Below are 19,152 nucleotides of genomic sequence, written 5' to 3' on the forward strand. Positions count from 1 at the left end.
ATCCGTGTCTAGGTGCCTCTCGATCATCCCGCACCGGATTCGGTATCGGGCACGCGCGCTCACCCTCCGTGGTGCACGAGGACGGTTCACGAACATGTGGAAACGTTACCGAGGATATATGCAGGTCGGACCGGAGCCGGAGATTTCGAGATCACTCACTCGTCCCGCAGCGCGGCGAGCACGGCTTTCGCGGTGGCCACGCCGATGCCGGGTACCTCGGTGATCTGCTCCACCGTCGCCTCCTTCAACTTGGCAACCGAACCGAAATGAGTGACAAGCGCGGTCCGGCGCGCCGCGCCGAGCCCGCGCACCGAATCCAGCGCCGAGGCCGTCATCCGCCGCGAGCGTTTGCTGCGGTGGAAGGTGATGGCGAAACGGTGCGCCTCGTCGCGGACCCGCTGCAGCAGGAACAGCGCCTCGCTGTTGCGCGGCATGATCACCGGATCGGGTTCGCCGGGCACCCACACCTCCTCCAGGCGTTTGGCGAGGCCGATCACCGCGACATCGGTGATGCCGAGCTCGTCGAGCACTTCGGCGGCGGCGGCGACCTGCGGCGCGCCGCCGTCGACGACGTACAGGTTCGGCGGGTAGGCGAACTTGCGCGGGCGTCCGGTGCGCGGGTCGATGCCCGGCCGCGAGGTGAGTTCGATCTCGTCGGCGTCGTCGGCCAGCATCGTGGTCGCGCTTCCGACGTCGACCGGTGGCGTCGAGGCCGCGTCCGCCCGCGCCACCGAAGTCGCGGCTCCGGCCGAGAGTGCTGATCCCTCGGGCCCGAGAGGCGCGGCGGCGACCCCCGCTGGCTCGCCGCCGATGGGCACGCCGGCCTCGGCGTCGACCAGCGGGGCGGAGGTCCCACCGTCGAGTTCCTCGCGCTCGGCTTCGTCGCGCTCCTTGCGCAGCCGATAGAACCGCCGCCGCGTCACCTCCGCGATGCTGCCGACGTCGTCGGAACGCCCGCCGCCCGCCGCCTCCTTGATCGCGTAGTGCCGGTATTCGGACTTGCGCGGCAGACCGTCCTCGAAGACGACCAGCGAGGCCACCACGTCGGTGCCCTGCACGTGGCTGATGTCCACGCACTCGATGCGCAGCGGCGCGGTGTCCAGATCGAGCGCGTCCTGGATGTCCTGCAGGGCCGCCGAGCGAGAGGTCAGGTCGCCCGCGCGCTTGAGTTTGTGCTGGGCGAGGGCCTCCATCGCGTTGCGCTGCACGGTCTCGGCGAGCGCCTTCTTGTCGCCGCGCTGCGGTACGCGCAGCTGCACCGCCGAACCGCGCAGCTTGCTCAGCCACTCCTGGATCTGCTCGTGGTCGGCGGGCAGCTCGGGGACGAGCACCTCGCGCGGGACGACGGTGGCGGGCTGCTCGTCGGGACTCTGGTCGGCGTAGGCGACCTGTTCGCCGTAGAACTGGGTGAGGAACTGTTCGACCAACGCGGCCAGCTCGCCGCCGGAATCCGCGGTGTCGACGGCGTCGCCGGACTTGTCCACCACCCAGCCGCGCTGACCGCGCACCCGGCCGTCGCGGACGTGGAAGATCTGCACCGCCACCTCCAATTCGTCGGTGGCGAAGGCGATCACGTCGGCGTCGGTGCCGGTGCCGAGCACCACCGCCTGCTTCTCCAGTGCCCTGCGCAGCGCCTGCACGTCGTCGCGCAGCCGGGCCGCGGTCTCGAAATCCAGATCCTCGGCGGCCTCGTGCATGCGCCGCTCCAGCTCGCGCACCATCCGGTCGGTGCGCCCGGCGAGGAAGTCGCAGAAGTCCTCCACGATGCGCCGGTGCTCGTCGGCGGTCACCCTGCCGACGCACGGCGCGGAGCACTTGTCGATGTAGCCGAGCAGGCACGGGCGACCGATCTGGTTGTGCCGCTTGAAGACTCCGCTCGAGCAGGTGCGCGCGGGAAACACTCGCAGCAGCAGGTCCAGCGTCTCGCGGATGGCCCAGGCGTGCGCGTACGGGCCGAAGTACCGCACGCCCTTCTTGCGCGCGCCGCGGTAGACGAACAGGCGCGGGTATTCCTCGTTCAAGGTCACCGCGAGCACCGGATAGGACTTGTCGTCCCGGTAGCGCACGTTGAACCGCGGATCGAATTCCTTGATCCAGTTGTATTCCAGCTGCAGCGCCTCCACCTCGGTGGAGACGACCGTCCACTCCACGCTCGCGGCGGTGGTGACCATCTGCTTGGTGCGCGGGTGCAGCGAGGCGACGTCGGCGAAGTAGGAGTTCAGCCGACTGCGCAGGCTCTTGGCCTTGCCGACGTAGATGACCCGCTTGTGCGCGTCCCGGAATTTGTAGACGCCGGGTTCGACGGGGATCGTACCGGGGGCGGGGCGGTACCTCGATGGATCTGCCACTCGAACAGCCTATCGACACTGTCGGACACAGTCCGTCCGCAGCCGCGCCGGGCCGAGCGCAGGCGAGGCAGCCGCCTACCGAGTAGAGCCGACGGGTTGGTGTCCGTCCACGGCATGCGCCGGGCCGGGCGGCGGCGACGCAGGTGCGTACCGAGGGGGCCGGGCTTTCAGTCGGTCCTGCGGCGAGGAGAGACACTCACCTCGGGACGGCCAGTCCATGCGCCCTCAAGGCGTCGACGAGCGCGTCGGGCCGGTCCGCGGTGGGCAGCGGGTCCACGAGCGCGAAGCGGGAGCCGAGCGCGGTCGCGCCGCCGTCGGCGTGTGCGCTGTCGCCGACCATCAAGGCGCGCGCCGGGTCGACGCCGAGCTCGTTCAACGCGGCAAGGAAGATCTCCGGCTCGGGTTTGATCACGCCAACCTCGAACGAGAGCGCGACCGCGCCGACGAGCCGGTCCCAGCCCCTTGTGCGGAACGCCGGGCGCACGTCGAACGCGATATTGCTCACCACGCCCACCGGAACACCCTGTGCCGCAAGGAACTCCAGGACCGGTCCGGTGTCGGGGTACGGTGTCCAGGCGAGCGGGTCGATCAGCCTGCCGTAGAGCCGTTCGGCCTGCTCCTCGGTCGGCACGCCGGAGGAACGCAGCACCTCCAGGTACGCGTGCCGGTGCAGCGCCGGGTCCAAATCCCTGTTGTCCCAAGCGTGCTGGCCCGCGGCGTCGAAGGTCATGAACTGTTCGACCGGCGCCGTCATGCGCCGCAGGATCTCGGCCTTTGCCTCGACGTCGAAATCCGCGCCGTCGGCGCCGACCAGCTCCTCGCCCCACGACTCGTCCTCCTCCAATCGAAAGATCGTTCCGGAGAAGTCGAAAAGCACGGCCTCGATATCCACCCGACCAGGGTACCGACGGCGAGACGAACAACCGACGGCCTCGTCCGAAAGCCGCACCGCTGTCGGTCCCTCGGGATACAGTCCAGGCCATGACGCGCGCGCGACACATCTGGAGCGGAGCCGCCGCGGCCACGATGCTCACGGTCGGACTTCTCACCGGATGTACCACCACCGAGGAGACGACCACCGCCGAATGCACCAGCGCCCCCAACGGCACGCCCGTCGTCGCGGCGCCGCCGACCACGGCGGGCACGGCGACCACCCAGAACCTCAGCACCAACCCCGAGATCGCGTCCGGCTATCGCAGCGGGATGACCGCGGTGCGCACCGGCTCGTACGCGGTCTCCACCGCGAATCCCCTTGCCACAGAAGCGGCTTGCCGGGTGCTGCGCGACGGCGGCACCGCGGCGGACGCGCTGGTCACCGCGCAGCTGGTGCTCGGCCTTGTCGAGCCGCAGGCCTCCGGCATCGGCGGCGGCGCGTTCCTGCTGTACTACGACGGCGCCAGCAAGGCGGTCGAGGCCTACGACGGCAGGGAGGTCGCGCCCGCCGCGGCCACCGAGAACTATCTGCGCTGGATCAGCGACACCGACCGCACCGAGCCGCAACCGAACGCGCGCGCCAGTGGCCGCTCGATCGGCGTGCCCGGCGTGCTGCGGATGCTGGAGCTCGCACACCGTGAGCACGGGAAGACCGGCTGGCGTGAGCTGTTCGATCCGGCGGTTGCGATGGCCGACGAGGGTTTCACGATCAGTCCGCGGCTCGCGGGCCAGATCGCGGAATCGGCGCGCGATCTGGCCAGGGACGAGGCCGCGAAACAGTACTTCCTGAATCCCGACGGTTCGCCGAAGCAGGCGGGCACGAAGCTGACCAACCCGGCGATGTCGAAGACCTTGAGCGCCATCGCCTCCGAGGGCGCGGACGCCTTCTACACCGGCGCCATCGCCGAGGACATAGTCGAGGCCGCCACCGCGGGGTCCGGCGGACGCACCCCGAGCCTGCTCACCGCCCAGGACCTGGCGAACTACCAACCGAAGAAGCGCACCGCGCTGTGCGGCGGCTATCGCGCGCACGAGATCTGCGGTATGCCCGCGCCCTCCTCGGGCGGCAGCACGGTCGCCGCGACGCTGGGCATCCTGGAGAATTTCGACCTGGCCGCGCTGAAGCCGGAGTCCGTCGATCGCAACGGCGGCAAGCCGAGAGCCGAAGCGGTGCACCTGATCTCGGAGGCCGAGCGGCTGGCCTACGCCGACCGCAACAAGTACGTGGCCGACACGGATTTCGTTCCGCTGCCCGGCAATTCGGCGCAGACCCTGATCGACAAGAACTACCTGAAGCAGCGCGCGTCGCTGATCGATCCCGGCCGCAGCATGGGCACCGCGAAACCGGGTGACTTCGGCCCGGTTCCGGTGGGCGTCGGTCCGCAGCCGCCCGAGCACGGCACCAGTCACATCTCGGTGGTCGACGAGTACGGCAATGCCGCGGCCATGACCACCACGGTCGAGTCGGCGTTCGGTTCCTTCCATCTCGTCGACGGCTTCGTGCTGAACAACCAGCTCACCGACTTCGCCTCGGACCCGATGGACCCGGACGGCACGCCGGTGGCGAATCGGGTGCAGCCCGGTAAGCGCCCGCGGAGTTCGATGGCGCCCACCCTGGTGTTCGATCGCGGGCCCGACGGCGCGCGCGGCGAACTCACCCACGTCACGGGTTCGCCGGGCGGTTCGGTGATCATCCAGTTCGTGGTGAAGACGCTGGTCGGCATGCTGGACTGGGGTCTCGATCCGCAGCAGGCGGTCTCGGCGGTCTCGTTCGGCGCGGGCAATACCCCCACGACCGGCGTCGGCGGCGAGCACCCGGCCATCGACGCGAGCGACAACGGCGACCACGACCCGCTCGTGCTACGTCTCCGCGAACTCGGCCACCAGGTATCGGTCGCGCCCCAGTCCAGCGGGTTGAGCGCGCTACGGCGCGACGGGACCGGTCTGATCGGTGGTGCGGACCCGCGGCGTGAGGGTGCGGTCCTCGGCGATACCCGCTGACCTGGATCTGGGACGCGCGGGTCCGGTTCGCCGACCGCGGCGGTGCCGTACGCGGCGTGCTCGAGCGGCGGATTCGGCAGCTCGCTCAGCGCGACAGCCACATCGGATACAGCACCGGACCGCCCGGCAAGATCAGGTCTTCGTCACGCGCGAAACCGAAACGCTCATAGAACGCCACGTTCGAGAATCGGGTCGCGACCAGAAACACGCGCTCCGCGTCGGACCCGAGCCGCTGCTGGAGCAAGCCGGTGGCGTATCCCTTCCCCTGCGCCTCGGGCCGGGTGCCGATCGCGGCGAGGTAGAGGTGCGGTTCGGCGGGCCTGGTCGCGTCGATTCGGCGGACCGCTGGCAATGCCCTGGTCAGGCCACGCCCGAGCGCGCGCACCAGGGTGAACGGCTTCGCGATCGGTGACTCGACGCCCGCGGGCTCCCACAGCGCGACGGCCGCGATCCGACCCGCCTCGTCGTGCACCAGATCGACCAAGCCGCGGCGGTGCCGGGACGCGATGCGGGATCCCAGAAGCGCGGCAAGGCTTTTCGGCGGCGCACCGGATCCGGCCAGAACAAACTCATGAGGGGATCGTCGGCGAAAGCGGCGGCGAGGACGTGCGAACCCGGCGTCATGCCGCGAGACTACCGCCCACCGCGGGGGCCGACGGGTCGCGAAAGTCAGTCTCGCTCGGACTCTTCCGATCCCGTGTACTTCGCGCCGAGCTCGCGCAGCCGATCCATCGCCCGCGCGGCGTGTGCCTTGTCGTTGGAGCGGATCGCGAGCAACGGCACGTAGTCGTCGTCGACCAATTCCAGTCGCGCCCAGGACTTCTTGTCCAGGAAGACCACGCCGCGAATGTGTTCCCAGCCGAAGAGCTGGTCGCCGAGGATGTTGCGTACCGAGACGCCACGTGGCCCGATCCGCACCCGCGGCCGGGTCAGCATCAGTACCCCGCCCGCGATGAGCACGCCGATGGTGACCATCGCGATCTGGTCGGCGAGCCGGAAGTTCACGCCGGTCGAGCCGCTCTGCAACCAGATGCCGCCCACCGCGAACATCGCCACGATCACGGCGGCGACGATCCGCGCGGTCAGCACCGCGCGGCGCGGACGCACCTCGAAGTCCCAGTCGCCCTCGGCCGCGGCGCCGGCCGACGGCGCGCCGTCGTTTCTCCTCCAGATGCGGACGACCGGCATGACTACGTGGACTGCCGCAGCGCGCGCAGGGTGAGGGCGGCGTCCAGCGCCGCCGCGCAGGCCTGCTCGCCCTTGTCCTCGGCCGAACCGGGCAGCCCGGCGCGATCCAGCGCCTGCTCCTCGGTGTTGGTGGTCAGCACGCCGTTGGCGACCGGGGTCGCGGCATCGAGCGAGACTCGGGTAAGGCCAGCGGTCACCGCGTCACAGACGTACTCGAAATGCGGTGTGCCGCCGCGGATCACGACACCGAGCGCGACGACCGCGTCATGCGTGCGGGCCAGTTCCTGGGCGACCACCGGCAGCTCCATGGCGCCCGCGCAGCGCACCACCGTCACGTCGCGGACACCGGCCTGCTTCGCCACCCGCTCGGCGTTCGCCACCAGCGTGTCGCAGATCTTGGTGTGCCAGCGCGAGGCGACGATGCCGAGCTTGAGGTCCTTGGCATCCGACAGCTCGAAGCTGGGTACGCCGGTGCCGCTCATCGGGTTCCGCCTTTCCGGAGGTCGTTGTCGCTCATGCCTGCGCCTCGCTGACGCTCAGCTCCGCCATGCCCGAAGCGGGCTGGCACATGATTCGCTCACTTCGTTCGCTCATTGCGCCGTCTCGCCGAGATCGAGTTCGTCGAGACCGATCAGGTCGTGGCCCATGCGGTCGCGCTTGGTGCGCAGGTAGCGCAGGTTCTCGGCGTTGGCGCGCAACGGCATCGGCACGCGCTCGGTGATGCGCAGGCCGTAGCCGTCAAGGCCGACGCGCTTGGCCGGGTTGTTGGTGAGCAGTCGCATGGAGCGGATGCCCAGGTCGACCAGGATCTGCGCGCCGGTGCCGTAGTCGCGCGCGTCGGCGGGCAGGCCGAGTTCCAGGTTCGCGTCGACGGTGTCGTGCCCGGAGTCCTGCAGCTGGTAGGCCTGCAACTTGTGCATCAGGCCGATGCCACGGCCCTCGTGGCCGCGCATGTACAGCACGACGCCGCGACCCTCCTTGTCCACCATCTCCAGCGCGGCGTCCAGCTGCGGGCCGCAGTCGCAGCGCAGCGAACCGAACACGTCGCCGGTCAGGCATTCCGAGTGCACCCGCACCAGCACGTCCTCGCCGTCGCTGATGTCGCCACGCACCAACGCGACGTGCTCGACCTCGTCGTAGATGCTCTGGTAGCCGACGGCCGTGAAATTGCCGTGCGCGGTGGGGATGCGCGCCTCGGCGACCCGCACGACCTGCTTCTCGTGCTTGCGCCGCCAGGCGATCATGTCCGCGATGGAGATCAGCGCCAGCTCGTGCTCGTCGGCGAAGACGCGCAGCTCCTCGGTGCGGGCCATGTGGCCCTCGTCCTTCTGGCTGACGATCTCGCAGATGACGCCCGCGGGACGCAAGCCCGCCATGCGGGCGAGGTCGACGGCCGCCTCGGTGTGGCCGGGGCGGCGCAGCACGCCGCCTTCCTTGGCGCGCAACGGCACCACGTGGCCGGGCCTGGTCAGGTCGTCGGCCTTGGCGTCGACGTCGGCGAGCAGGCGCATGGTGGTGGCGCGGTCGGCGGCCGAGATGCCGGTGGTGATGCCCTCGCGGGCGTCGACGGACACGGTGTAGGCGGTGCCGTGCTTGTCCTGGTTCGTCGCGTACATCGGCGGCAGGCCGAGGCGGTCGCAGTCGTCACCGGTCAGCGGCACACAGATGTAACCGGAGGTGTAGCGGATCATGAAGGCGACCAACTCGGGGGTGGCCTTTTCCGCGGCGAAGATGAGGTCGCCCTCGTTCTCGCGGTCCTCGTCGTCGACGACGACTACGGCCTTGCCGGCCGCGATGTCGGCGACTGCGCGCTCGATGGTGTCGAACCTGGTCACGTCTGCTGTGCTCCATCTCGAATTAGGTGCCTCACTACAGTAAGGCCTGTCCCGTGCGCCACCGGCGGCGCACCCGCACGCGTGGGCTCAGCCGCGCTGCTGCAAGCGTTCGACGTACTTGGCGATGACGTCGACCTCGAGGTTCACGGTGGTCCCGACGGTCGCCGCGCCCAGGTTCGTCAACGACAGCGTGGTCGGGATCAGCGACACCTCGAACCAGTCGCGGTTGCCGTCGGCGGCGGGCTCGTCGGCGATGCCGAGGCCCGAGACGGTCAGCGAGATGCCGTCGACGGTGATCGAGCCCTTCTCCACCACGTAGCGGGCGATCGAGTCGGGCAGCGAGATGCGCACGACCTCCCAGTTCTCCGAGGGGGTGCGCGAGAGCACGGTGCCGGTGCCGTCGACGTGGCCCTGCACCAGGTGGCCGCCGAGGCGGCTGTTCAGCGCGGCGGCCCGTTCCAGATTCACCCGCGAGCCCTTGCCGAGTCCGCCGATCGAGGAGCGGTTCAGCGTCTCCTGCATGACGTCGACGGTGAAGGAGTCGCCGTCGACGACCTCGACCACGGTGAGGCACACACCGTTGACGGCGATCGAATCGCCGTGTCCGGCATCGGAGGTGACGAGCTCGCCCCTGATGGTGAGGCGCGCGGCGTCGGCCAGCTGCTCGGTGGCGACGATCTCGCCCAGCTCCTCGACGATGCCTGTGAACATGCGTGACTCCCTGTCGCGTGTGTACGTACGGTTGCGGAACAGCCGTGACCCCGGCCGCTATTCCCGGCGTCCGGCGCCCTCCCAGCGTAACGACGTCCGTCGTAGCGACCCCGGCGCGGTTGGTCCCCCACCGCGCATCCGAAACCGCAATTCTGCGACACACCGCGAAAACATCCCGGCGGACTTTTCCGGTCGTCCGAAAGACCCTACGCCGACATTATTCGCAAACAATTCCGTACGGTCATACCGGAATTTCCCGGCTTCTCGATCGACGACAATTGTTCAGCCAGATTTTCCGGGTATCCACCGGTCGTTTTCGACCCGTCGGCGTAACCTCGAACCCGGCTTGATACCCAGCTCGCAACACGGATACACCAACTTCTTGCGCGGTGGCAAAAGTGGAAGCAATATTGTTATGTAGCTGATTCCTACCGTTCAACTTCTGTTCCGAGCAGTTCGCCGTCGAAGTCTTCGACCAGGCCGACGCCCGCGTCGTCCGGTAGCGCCCGAGGAGTTCGACACCGGGAAATCAACCACACGAGGAAGTCGGAACACACAGTGGGTCGACACGAGTTCGATACAGATGGGGGTGCCGCGTGACCACGTTTCTCGATTCGACACTGGAAGTGCGCTGCGTGCAGTACCGGCGCGAGTTCCACATGCCGGCATCGATCGATCCCACGTCACGCCGCATCCTGTTGCACATCGGCACCCATTTCGGCGCCATCACGATGCCCGCCGATCTCGGCGAACAGGTGCAACTCGAGCTCGGCCGAGCGCAGATCGCCGCGCCGGTCGTCCACCATCCGCGCGCCAGGCGCTGGACGTTCATCACCGGCCCCGCCCGGCCCGATTCGCTGACCGTCGCCGTCTCGGCCGAACTCTTCCGGCTCTACGCGACGGTCGCCTGCACCGGAAGCCAGGTCGTACTGCCCTCGCCCGACGACGAGCGAACCGGTTACCGCGTCTGGGTGCGGCCGCCGGAGAGCGCGACGACGCTGCCGCCGCTGAGCGTGGTCATCGAGGCGACGCGGACCCTCGGAGCCCCGAAAACCCGCGCCTTGTAATCGAATTCGACCTGGCGGCACTCGCCCCGAGGTGCAGCGGGTGGCGCGCCGTCCGCTGGCTCAGTGCCAGACGGCGGCCGCCTGCCGCCGCAACTTCTCCACCGTCGCGCCGGGGTCGGCGGTGTTGTAGACCGCGGAGCCCGCGACGAAGCAGTCGATGCCCGCCTCGGCCGCCTGCTCGATGGTGTCGGCGTTGATACCGCCGTCGATCTCGACGATCAGCCGCAGCTCACCGGCGTCGACCAGCCTGCGCACGGTGCGCGCCTTGTCCAGCACGTGGGCGATGAACGACTGGCCGCCGAAGCCCGGCTCAACGCTCATCACCAGCAGGGTGTCGAACTCACGCAGGATCTCCAGGTACGGCTCGATCGGCGTGTTGGGCTTCACCGAGAGGCCGGCCTTCGCGCCCGCCGCGCGGATGTCGCGAGCCACGGCGATCGGATCGTCGGTCGCCTCGGCGTGGAAGGTGACGTTGTGCGCGCCCGCCTCCGCGTACGGCGGGGCCCAGCGGCCCGGATCCTCGATCATCAGGTGGCAGTCCAGCGGGATGTCGGTCGCCTTCAGCAGGCTCTCCACCACCGGAAGGCCGAGCGTGAGATTCGGCACGAAATGGGCGTCCATCACGTCGACGTGCAGCCAGTCCGAGCCTTCCACCCGGCGGGCCTCGTCCGCGAGATGAGCGAAGTCGGCGGACAGGATGGACGGTGCGATCATCGGCTGGCCAGGGCGGGAAAACGTCGGAGAGGACACAGCCCGGCAGTGTACCGAGCCGAGATCACAGGCCGTACCCCAGGGAATCGTTGATTGTGGGCGGCCTTCAGTGGGTAGCCTGGGCAGAGTGATCAACATTTCGGCGGAACAGGGGCTGTACAGCACCCCGGTGGAGATTCGGGTGGCCGCATCGGTCACACAGCTGCCCATCGTGCGCGGGCTCGCCGAAACTCTCGTGCTACTCAGCGATTTCACCCTGGACGAAGTGGCCGACATCCGGTTGGCCGTCGACGAGGTGTGCTCGACCCTCATCGCGCTCGCCGCGCCCGGCACCAGCCTGGACTGCCGGTTCACCATCGGTGAGACCGAACTACGGGTGGAGGTCACCGGGGTCGCCGGGTCCGAAGGGATGCCCGACCAGCGCAGCTTCGGCTGGCATGTGCTGCGCACGCTCACCGACTCGGTGGAGGCGACACAGGATTCGTACGATTCGGCGGTCTCCGGATATCCGACGACGGTGGAGTTCCGTCGGGTCCGGGGGAAGGCGTAGTGGCGGACGAGGACACCGTGTTCGACCAGGAACGTGATGAGGACGCCGAATCCGAGCCCACCGACGCCGCCGAGGACGCGGAGGCCGTCGCCGAGGCGGGGTCGGTCACCGGTTACGACGATCTGAACGCGCTGTTCGAGCGGCTGGCCGGATGCGAGCAAGGCACGGCCGAGCACGCCGCGACGCGCGCCGAGTTGATCAGCCGCTGCATCCCGCTCGCCGACCACATCGCGCGCAAGTTCAGCGGCCGCGGCGAACCGTTCGACGACCTCACCCAGGTCGCGCGGGTCGGGCTGGTGCACGCGGTGGACCGCTTCGACGTCTCGCGCGGATCGAACTTCCTGTCGTTCGCGGTGCCGACCATCATGGGCGAGGTCCGCCGCTACTTCCGCGACAACACCTGGGCCATGCGAGTGCCGCGGCGGGTCAAGGAAACCCACCTGCGCATCGGCGCGGCCATCGACACCCTGTCGCAAACCCTCGGCCGCTCCCCCACCGCCAAGGAGATCGCGGCCGAGCTCGACGTGGATCCCGACGAGGTGACCCAGGCCGTCATCGCGGGCAACGCCTATCAGCCGAGCTCCATCGACGCGGCGGCGCTCGGCCGTGACACCGACGCCTCGCTGCTGGACACGCTCGGCGAGGAGGAATCCCAGTTCGACCGGGTCGAGGAGTACGTCGCCATCCGGCCGCTGCTCGCCGGGCTCCCGGAGCGCGAACGCCGGATCCTCACCATGCGGTTCTTCGAATCCATGACGCAGACCCAGATCGCCAAGCAGATGGGCATCTCCCAGATGCACGTCTCCCGGATTCTCGCGAAAACCCTTGCCCGCCTGCGGGAGCTGTCGAGCCGGGACTGACCGGTCAGCCCGCCGCGCGCTGTTTGCGGATCTTCGCGGGCGCCGAGAGCCACCAAGCGGCATCGATCAGTTCGCGCAGTTGATCCGGCGCGACCCGGTCGAGATCGATGAGGATGTACGGGTACCCGTCGTAGTGCGGCGTGGTGTAGAAGGCGGGATCGCCCGAGGCGAGCAACGCCTCCTTCTCCACCATCTCGCACAGCAGCGCCAGCCCGCCCTCGGCCTCCGAGCGCAGCCGCGCGAACCCCTTGCCGCCGACTTTCAACCCGGGGCTGCGCCACCAAGTCGATTCCTCCACCGCAGGGAGCTCGGTCGCCATCGCCACCACGTCTTGCCACGTCAGGGTCATGGGACCAGTGTGCGCGGCGGCGCGGCGCGATGGATTGGACGGATGGAACCGACCGGCTCGGCGCGGGGACCCGCCTCCGTACCGTTCCCGCCAGTCGATGCGGGGCACCACCGCTCACCTCGGGACTAGCGTGCCGCGGCCACCACGAGCTGGCGGCCGGTCGCGGATCGTCCCTGCGCGGACCAGCCGACCCGCAGCTCCACCTGCGCAGGGCGGCGGCGAAATGGCCCCGACGCTCGGCTTGCCCAAGGTGACTACGGACGCGGCGTCAAGCCGCAGGATGCGGCCACAATCGCGCGGCGCGGCAACGTCCGGGCACCGTGCGATACCGGAGCGGGGCGGCGCGCCCCGGGATCGTGCTGCGGGCTCGATTGTCTGGCGGCTGGTCGCGGGGCGTCGCCGAGCCGGTTGAACGGACGGCCGCAGCCCGTTCGACCGGTTCGGCCGACGATCAGCTCGGCTTGCGCAGCGCCGCCATGAACATGGCGTCGGTGCCGTGGCGGTGCGGCCACAGTTGGGCGGCCGGACCGTCGCCGACGTCGGTGACGCCGGGGAGCAGGTCGCGGGTGTCTAGTTCGATCGCGCCCGTGCGGCGGACGTGGTCGGCCACGATCGACACGGTCTCGGCCAGGTGCGGCGAGCAGGTCGAGTAGACCACCACGCCGCCGGGGCGGACCAGATCCCATGCCGCGGTGAGCAATTCGCGTTGCAGCACGACGAGGTCGCGGACGTCGGCGGGGCTGCGCCGCCAGCGGGCCTCCGGTCTGCGGCGCAGTGCGCCGAGGCCGGTGCACGGGGCGTCGACCAGGATGCGGTCGTAGCCGGGCTCGAGTCCGCTGTCGCGGCCGTCGACGACGTGCACTCGCACGGGTAGGTCGTGAGTGGCCTTGCGCACCAGTTCGGCGCGGTGTTCCGCGGGTTCGACGGCGTCCACCTGGAAGCGGTCGATCGCCGCGAGCGCGCCGAGCAGCGCGGCCTTGCCGCCCGGACCCGCGCACAAGTCGAGCCAGCGGCCACCGTCGGGGCCCTCCAGCGGGGCCCGGGTCAGGCTCAGCGCGACCAGCTGGCTGCCCTCGTCCTGCACGGCGGCCATGCCCTCGCGCACCGGCTCCAGCTTGCCCGGGTCACCGCCCTCGAGGTAGACCGCGTAGGGCGACCAGCGTCCCTCTTCGCCGCCGGTGACGAGCGCCAGCTCCTCGGCGGTGATCTCACCCGGCCGGGCGACCAGGTGCACGACCGGCCGGTCGTCGTCGGCGGCGAGCAGGTCGCGCAGTTCGCCCGCGCGGGCGCCGAGCGCGTCGGCGAACGCTTGGGCGATCCATGCCGGGTGCGCGTACTCGAAGGCCAGCCGTCCCACCGGATCCTCCGGCGCCAGCGCCTCGACCCATTCCTCGGTGGTCTTCTCCCCCGCGCGCCGCAGCACGGCGTTCACGAAACCGGACTTGCCCGCGCCGAATTCGGCCCTGGCCAGCGCCACCGAGGTGTCGACCGCGGCGTGCGCCCCGATGCGGGTGCGCAGCAGCTGGTAGACGCCGAGCCGCAGCACGTCGAGCAGCGGTCCGTCGATCTCCTCGACCGACCGGCCCGCACCGTGCGCGATCACCGCGTCGAGCAGGCCCTGCGTCCGGCAGGCGCCGTAGGCCAGCTCGGTCGCCAGCGCGGCGTCCCGTCCGGAAACGCGCCGGTCGCGAAGCAGGCCGGGCAGCACGAGATTCGCGTACGCGTCGCGTTCGCGCACGGCGCGCAGCACCTCGAGCGCGACCTCGCGGGCTGGGTCGACGGAACCGGCCCGCCGGGCGCGCTTGCTAGAAGTAACCCTTTCCGCCCCAACGGGTTTCGCCGCGCTCCGCCCGGCTCGCTGTGCGCTCGTCGACCGTTCGGGGCGTCCGCCCACGGCGTCGTCCGCGCGCCTGCCGTGCGACCCCGAGCTGGTGTCCGAGCCACGGCGGCCGGAGGCGTCGGATCCGAATCCGCGATCGGCACCGCCTGATCGGCGATCACCATAGGCCGCCGAACCGGATTCGGACCCTCGACGACCACCAGCCTCGGCACCAGATCTGTATCCGCGCTCAGCACCGCTCGACCGGCGATCGCCATAGGACGCCGAACCGGATTCGGCTCCTCGCCGACCGGATTCGGCGGCGGACCGGTATCCCTCGCTGGAGCGGCCCGTGGCGTCGCTCGACCGGCGGCCGCCGTACGACGAGCCGGTCTCCGAAGTTCCGCGACGACCGAGGTCGTCCGCGCCGGACTTGCGACCCTCGGGCCGTCCCGTCCGCTTGTCGTCCCAAGCTCGGCCGCCCTTGCCGCCGGGCGCCTGCGCAGACCGCTCGGTGCGACCGTAGCCGGACCGTCCCGACTCGGAACGCCCTGCGCCGTAACCGGATTCGCGATCGCCTCCCGGCTTCTCCGTCCGCCGCGGTTTACCCTCGAAGCGGCGGTCGGCCTGTCCCCGATAGCCCGTCGCCTCCCGATCGGAACGGAACGGCTTGCGGGACTCCGGCTTCCGTTGCCCGCCGCGGGTTCCGGCCGCGTCACGATCGGCCGACTTCCCCGACGCGGCGTCGCGCCGGGCCTCCTGCTTGCGGGCGGCGCGTTTGGCCCACCCGCCGTCGACGTCGTCGGATTTGCGCGGGCGATCCGCGGGGCTCATTCGACCACCGCGCCGGGCTGCAGACGGGCGCCGCGCGCCCAGTCGAGGGCCGCCATCATCCGCTTGCCTTGCGGCTGCACCTGATTCAAGCGCACGGCGGTGGTCGCGGTGCCGACGAAGACGCCGGTCTTGCGCACCTCGATGACGCGTTCGGGCAGCACCTCCTCCACCATCTCGACGGGGCCGAGCTTGAGGCGGGTGCCGTTCACCTCCGTCCAGGCGCCGGGCGCGGGGGTGACGGCGCGGATGCGCCTGCTGATGGCGAGCGCGGGCAGATCCCAGCGGATGTGACCGTCCTCCGCGGCCACCTTCGGCGCGTACGAGACGCCGTCCGTCGACTGCGGCACGGCGTGCAGGGTGCCGTCTTCCACGCCGTCCAAGGTGGTGGCCAGCAGGTGGGCGCCGGTTTCGGCGAGCTTGGCGAGCAGCGTGCCCGCGGTGTCGGTCAGCGCGATCTTCTCGGTGACCACGCCGAAGACGGGCCCGGTGTCCAGCCCCGCCTCGATCTGGAAGGTGGACGCGCCGGTGATCTCGTCACCCGCGTCGATGGCGGCCTGCACCGGCGCCGCGCCACGCCACGCGGGCAGCAGCGAGAAGTGCAGATTGATCCAGCCGAAGCGCGGGATGTCGAGCACCCGCTGCGGCAACAGTGCGCCGTAGGCCACCACCGGACAGCAGTCGGGCGCCAATTCGGTGAGCTGCTCGACGAATTCGGGTTCGCTTGGGCGGCGCGGGGTGAGCACGGGGATGTCGTGCTCGTCGGCCAGCGTGGCGATCGGCGACCGCGTCACCTTGCGGCCGCGGCCCGCGACGGCGTCGGGCCTGGTCACCACCGCGACCACCTCGTGACGTTCCGACTCTATGAGCCTGCGCAGCGAGGGTACGGCGGGTTCGGGGGTGCCCGCGAAGACGACGCGCATCAGCGGCCCCGTCCGAACGGTCCGGCCTGACCGGCGCCGCGCGACTCGCGCACGGTGACACCCGCGTTGAACCAGTCGGATTCCCGGATGGTGCGCATCGCCTCCTTGCGGGACGCGGGGTCGAGCCGGTCGATGAACAGCACACCGTCGAGGTGATCGGTCTCGTGCTGCACGCAGCGCGCCAGCAGTTTCTCCGCGTCGAACTCGACGGGATTGCCGTGCATGTCGACGCCGGAGGCCCGCACCCGCAGCGCGCGGCGGGTGTCGTAGCGCAGTCCGGGAATGGACAGGCAGCCCTCGGGGCCGACCTGCTCCTCGTCGCCCACCACCGTGTAGGTCGGGTTCACCAGGTGCCCCGCGGCGTCGCCGGTGTCGTAGACGAACACCCGCAGCCCAACGCCGATCTGCGGCGCGGCCATGCCGACACCGCCGTCGTCGTGCATGGTGTCGGTCAGGTCCGCGACCAGCTGGCGCAGCTCACGATCGAATTCGGTGACCTCCGCCGCACGGGCGCGCAGAATCGGATCGCCGAACAGGCGAACGGGCTGAATGGTCACGGCGGCTCCCGGAAGCGGACGAATGCGGTCGTCTCATTCTAGAGAGCGGCCCCGATCACTCCGATCTCCCCAACGCAACGCCCCCGACCTGGTACAACTCACATGCGGACCGGGCGGGGTGTTCATACCCCCCGCCCGGCCGCCCGGAAAGGGCTGGCCGGCGATCCGCGACCACCCTGAACCCCCTGCTCAGCCGCCGATTAGAGGAGTAACCAACGGTGGGGCGGCACCTTCGGGGTGCCGCCAAGCCGAAGAAGCAGGCCAAATCAACGACGGCGAAGCCGCCGGACGCAGCATCGCCCACCTTCACATCCACGTCATCCCCCGCTGGCACGGCGACCTCCCCAACCCACGGCGGCATCCGCCGCCTGTTCCCCCACTGCGACGACGCACTCGACCAAGCCGCAGCAACCATGGCCCGGCAGAACGCTGCCGCTTGACGTTCGATGTCACGGGATGGCGAATCAGGGCCCGACGGGTACCGCCGCCATCTCGGCCAGGACCTCATCGATCGGAGTCGCTGTGACATGCAATGTCGTAGTGGTCGATGACGCATCGAGAATGTTGGGCCGGTCGTACAGGTACAGCAATCTCGGGGAACTCCGCCATGACCGAGTCGGTCCGACCGATTTCCGTGAGCTCGGCGAGCGTCATGCGGTTCAGGCGCGGCTCCGGCGCGCCTGCCGCCGCGGCAAGGTGCGCAGCGAGTTCGCGTACCGACTCCTCGGAGCTGGACGGGACGTGCCAGGCGCGACCCCAGGACTGCTCGTGCCGAGCCGCGGCGATGAGTGTGCGCGCCGCGTCGCCGGTATAGGTCCAGCTGTGCGGGGCGTCGAAATCGCCGGGCCACCAAGCCGCCGATCCGGCCAGCACCTGCCACCGACCATGAGCGTGAAGGGCGAATACGCGTGCGCGCCGAGGAAGTCGTTGGCCCTGACCTCGGTAACCCGCACCCGGCCCGCCTCGTAGGCGGCGCGCGCATCGTGCCACATCCGAGCTCGCACAAGACCTTTCGCGCTCGTTGCGGCCATGGGAAGCTCCGCTGTCACGGGGCCGTCCACCGGGCCGTAGCCGTAGGTGTTGCCGAGCATGACGTAATCGGCGCCGGTGCGCTCGGCCGCTGCCAGCAGCGCGGCGGCCAACGGAGGAAAGTCGGTCGGCCAGCGATCGTAGGGCGGTGCGGCGCAATTGAACAGGGTGGCCGCGCCGCGCGTCAGTTCGGTGAGCCGCGCGGCGTCGGTGGCATCGGCGGCGACTCGTTCGATCCGCTCGTGCACCGGCCCGCTGCCGCTGCGGGTGACGAGCCGGACCCGATCGCCGGAGTCGGCGAGCAAACGGGCAGTGGCCGAGCCGGTGGCTCCGGCTCCGATGACGACGTGCGAGGACATATCTGCTCCTGGTCCGCGGTGGTGTGAACGGCCTTCGGCGCAACGGTCGCGCCGACGTGCCAATGAGCCTGCGCCACAAGAGATCCGTACGATAGTGACCCACATGCCAAAGATCCGGAGGTTCGGGCCATGCACCGAGTGGCCGTTGTCGCCGTCCCCCCGGCCACGACGTTCGACCTGTCCATCCCCGACCTCGTGCTCGGCGAGATGCTGGTCGACGGCGCTCCCGGCTATCGGGTGCGCGTCTGCACCGCGAGCCCGGGGCCGGTCGCCACCAATGGCAGCCTGGAGATCACGGTTCCGCATGGCCTGGACACCGTCGAGGACGCCGATACCGTCATCGTCACCGGCACCGGCGCCCGCGACGACATCGATCCGCGCGTCCTCGCGGTGCTTCGTCGCTCCGCGGCCGCGGGCAAGCGGATAGCGTCGATCTGCACCGGAGCTTTCGTCCTCGCCGAGGCCGGACTGCTCGACGGGCGCCGCGCCACCACCTATTGGGCCAAATCCGACGAATTCTCCAGCCGTTTCCCCGCGGTGGAACTTCGCCCCGACGTGCTGTATGTCGAAGACGGCAACATCCTGACCTCCGCCGGACTGTCCGCGGGTATCGATCTGTGCCTGCATCTGGTGCGCACCGACTACGGCGCAGCGACCGCCAACTCGGCCGCCCGTCTCGTCGTCGCCGCGCCGGTGCGACCAGGCGGACAAGCCCAGTTCATTCGGACGCCGCTACCGCCCGAGACCGGTACCTCGCTGGCGGCGACCCGGAGCTGGGCGCTCGGCCGCCTGCACGAGCCACTCACCCGCGCCGCCCTCGCGAATCATGCCCGCACCAGTATTCGCACCTTGACCCGCAAGTTCCATGCGGAAACCGGCCTCAGCCCCCTGCAATGGCTGCTCCATCAGCGCGTCATCCGGGCTCAGGAGCTGCTGGAAACGACCGACTTGCCGATGGACCAGGTCGCTCGCCTCAGCGGACTCGCGACGACGGACTCGCTGCGCCAACATCTTTCGCGACGGACCGGACTGACGCCGAGTGCGTATCGCGCCGCGTTCACCCAGCGCCCGGACCGGACCT

Annotated in this window: 19 protein-coding genes; 6 read left to right on the plus strand and 13 right to left on the minus strand. The window is 69.9% G+C overall.

Annotation, left to right across the window (positions count from 1 at the left end):
- Positions 1-155: 155 nt before the first annotated feature.
- Both uvrC and CRP45_RS08375 read right to left on the minus strand, forming a co-directional pair.
- A complete protein-coding gene (gene uvrC / locus CRP45_RS08370; RefSeq protein WP_097244447.1) occupies positions 156-2,348 on the minus strand; it encodes an excinuclease ABC subunit UvrC in 2,193 nt (730 codons plus the stop codon).
- A 196-nt stretch (positions 2,349-2,544) separates the two neighbouring features.
- A complete protein-coding gene (locus CRP45_RS08375; RefSeq protein WP_097244448.1) occupies positions 2,545-3,240 on the minus strand; it encodes an HAD family hydrolase in 696 nt (231 codons plus the stop codon).
- A gap of 89 nt (positions 3,241-3,329) precedes the next feature.
- Between CRP45_RS08375 and ggt the strand changes: the two genes are divergently transcribed.
- A complete protein-coding gene (gene ggt / locus CRP45_RS08380) occupies positions 3,330-5,282 on the plus strand; it encodes a gamma-glutamyltransferase (RefSeq protein ID WP_097244449.1) in 1,953 nt (650 codons plus the stop codon).
- Positions 5,283-5,367: 85 nt separating this feature from the next.
- On the opposite strand, the gene CRP45_RS33725 is transcribed toward ggt, so the two are convergent.
- The 5 genes from CRP45_RS33725 to CRP45_RS08405 form a co-directional block, all read right to left on the minus strand.
- Positions 5,368-5,766 (minus strand): GNAT family N-acetyltransferase, encoded by a 399-nt coding sequence (locus tag CRP45_RS33725; protein WP_179830796.1) that lies wholly within the window; start codon positions 5,764-5,766, stop codon positions 5,368-5,370.
- A gap of 185 nt (positions 5,767-5,951) precedes the next feature.
- A complete protein-coding gene (locus CRP45_RS08390; RefSeq protein ID WP_097244451.1) occupies positions 5,952-6,470 on the minus strand; it encodes a PH domain-containing protein in 519 nt (172 codons plus the stop codon).
- Between the two features lie 2 nt (positions 6,471-6,472).
- Positions 6,473-6,952 carry a 6,7-dimethyl-8-ribityllumazine synthase gene (ribH, locus tag CRP45_RS08395; protein ID WP_097244452.1) on the minus strand — a complete coding sequence of 160 codons (480 nt, stop codon included), beginning with the start codon at positions 6,950-6,952 and terminating at the stop codon, positions 6,473-6,475.
- 108 nt (positions 6,953-7,060) lie between these two features.
- On the minus strand, positions 7,061-8,305 hold the full coding sequence (locus CRP45_RS08400; RefSeq protein ID WP_097244453.1) for a bifunctional 3,4-dihydroxy-2-butanone-4-phosphate synthase/GTP cyclohydrolase II: 1,245 nt from the start codon (positions 8,303-8,305) through the stop codon (positions 7,061-7,063).
- A gap of 87 nt (positions 8,306-8,392) precedes the next feature.
- Positions 8,393-9,016 carry a riboflavin synthase gene (locus tag CRP45_RS08405; RefSeq protein WP_097244454.1) on the minus strand — a complete coding sequence of 208 codons (624 nt, stop codon included), beginning with the start codon at positions 9,014-9,016 and terminating at the stop codon, positions 8,393-8,395.
- A 596-nt stretch (positions 9,017-9,612) separates the two neighbouring features.
- Here CRP45_RS08405 and CRP45_RS08410 point away from each other — a divergent pair.
- Complete coding sequence (locus CRP45_RS08410) at positions 9,613-10,083, plus strand: hypothetical protein (protein WP_097244455.1); 471 nt, start codon at positions 9,613-9,615, stop codon at positions 10,081-10,083.
- 60 nt (positions 10,084-10,143) lie between these two features.
- On the opposite strand, the gene rpe is transcribed toward CRP45_RS08410, so the two are convergent.
- Positions 10,144-10,797 carry a ribulose-phosphate 3-epimerase gene (rpe, locus tag CRP45_RS08415; protein WP_067780383.1) on the minus strand — a complete coding sequence of 218 codons (654 nt, stop codon included), beginning with the start codon at positions 10,795-10,797 and terminating at the stop codon, positions 10,144-10,146.
- A 124-nt stretch (positions 10,798-10,921) separates the two neighbouring features.
- Here rpe and CRP45_RS08420 point away from each other — a divergent pair, with 124 nt between their 5' ends.
- A complete protein-coding gene (locus CRP45_RS08420; RefSeq protein WP_067780379.1) occupies positions 10,922-11,344 on the plus strand; it encodes an ATP-binding protein in 423 nt (140 codons plus the stop codon).
- Complete coding sequence (locus CRP45_RS08425) at positions 11,344-12,204, plus strand: RNA polymerase sigma factor SigF (protein ID WP_097244456.1); 861 nt, start codon at positions 11,344-11,346, stop codon at positions 12,202-12,204. Before CRP45_RS08420 ends, CRP45_RS08425 begins: the two co-directional genes overlap by 1 nt.
- Positions 12,205-12,208: 4 nt before the next feature.
- Here CRP45_RS08425 and CRP45_RS08430 read toward each other — a convergent pair whose 3' ends face one another.
- The 4 genes from CRP45_RS08430 to def all read right to left on the minus strand — a co-directional run bounded on the left by CRP45_RS08430 (position 12,209) and on the right by def (position 16,683).
- Positions 12,209-12,553 carry an MmcQ/YjbR family DNA-binding protein gene (locus CRP45_RS08430; RefSeq protein WP_067780376.1) on the minus strand — a complete coding sequence of 115 codons (345 nt, stop codon included), beginning with the start codon at positions 12,551-12,553 and terminating at the stop codon, positions 12,209-12,211.
- A 451-nt stretch (positions 12,554-13,004) separates the two neighbouring features.
- A complete protein-coding gene (locus tag CRP45_RS08435) occupies positions 13,005-14,447 on the minus strand; it encodes an RsmB/NOP family class I SAM-dependent RNA methyltransferase (protein ID WP_097244663.1) in 1,443 nt (480 codons plus the stop codon).
- Positions 14,448-15,202: 755 nt separating this feature from the next.
- Entirely contained in the window at positions 15,203-16,126 is a 924-nt protein-coding gene (gene fmt, locus CRP45_RS08440) for a methionyl-tRNA formyltransferase (RefSeq protein ID WP_067780370.1), read from the minus strand.
- Positions 16,126-16,683: a peptide deformylase gene (gene def, locus CRP45_RS08445; protein WP_067780367.1), complete on the minus strand. Its 558-nt coding sequence runs from the start codon at positions 16,681-16,683 to the stop codon at positions 16,126-16,128. The genes fmt and def overlap by 1 nt, the downstream gene beginning before the upstream one ends.
- Before the next feature lie 22 nt (positions 16,684-16,705).
- Between def and CRP45_RS35270 the strand changes: the two genes are divergently transcribed.
- Complete coding sequence (locus tag CRP45_RS35270) at positions 16,706-17,209, plus strand: HIT domain-containing protein (RefSeq protein ID WP_143861376.1); 504 nt, start codon at positions 16,706-16,708, stop codon at positions 17,207-17,209.
- 133 nt (positions 17,210-17,342) lie between these two features.
- On the opposite strand, the gene CRP45_RS08450 is transcribed toward CRP45_RS35270, so the two are convergent.
- Positions 17,343-18,071 carry an NAD-dependent epimerase/dehydratase family protein gene (locus CRP45_RS08450; protein WP_218841102.1) on the minus strand — a complete coding sequence of 243 codons (729 nt, stop codon included), beginning with the start codon at positions 18,069-18,071 and terminating at the stop codon, positions 17,343-17,345.
- Between the two features lie 129 nt (positions 18,072-18,200).
- Here CRP45_RS08450 and CRP45_RS08455 point away from each other — a divergent pair.
- Positions 18,201-19,152: GlxA family transcriptional regulator (locus CRP45_RS08455; RefSeq protein ID WP_097244664.1), on the plus strand; the 952-nt coding region annotated here is incomplete at its 3' end.

Origin of the sequence: Nocardia amikacinitolerans (assembly GCF_900215415.1) — a bacterium.
Classification (GTDB): domain Bacteria; phylum Actinomycetota; class Actinomycetes; order Mycobacteriales; family Mycobacteriaceae; genus Nocardia; species Nocardia amikacinitolerans.

Excerpts from the sequence above, each read along its gene's own strand:
- ggt (WP_097244449.1), top strand. The coding sequence starts at position 3,330 with ATGACGCGCGCGCGACACATCTGGAGCGGAGCCGCCGCGGCCACGATG.
- CRP45_RS08450 (WP_218841102.1), bottom strand. The coding sequence starts at position 18,071 with ATGTCCTCGCACGTCGTCATCGGAGCCGGAGCCACCGGCTCGGCCACT.
- fmt (WP_067780370.1), bottom strand. The coding sequence starts at position 16,126 with ATGCGCGTCGTCTTCGCGGGCACCCCCGAACCCGCCGTACCCTCGCTG.
- CRP45_RS08430 (WP_067780376.1), bottom strand. The coding sequence starts at position 12,553 with ATGACCCTGACGTGGCAAGACGTGGTGGCGATGGCGACCGAGCTCCCT.
- CRP45_RS08390 (WP_097244451.1), bottom strand. The coding sequence starts at position 6,470 with ATGCCGGTCGTCCGCATCTGGAGGAGAAACGACGGCGCGCCGTCGGCC.
- rpe (WP_067780383.1), bottom strand. The coding sequence starts at position 10,797 with ATGATCGCACCGTCCATCCTGTCCGCCGACTTCGCTCATCTCGCGGAC.
- CRP45_RS08405 (WP_097244454.1), bottom strand. The coding sequence starts at position 9,016 with ATGTTCACAGGCATCGTCGAGGAGCTGGGCGAGATCGTCGCCACCGAG.
- CRP45_RS35270 (WP_143861376.1), top strand. The coding sequence starts at position 16,706 with ATGCGGTCGTCTCATTCTAGAGAGCGGCCCCGATCACTCCGATCTCCC.
- ribH (WP_097244452.1), bottom strand. The coding sequence starts at position 6,952 with ATGAGCGGCACCGGCGTACCCAGCTTCGAGCTGTCGGATGCCAAGGAC.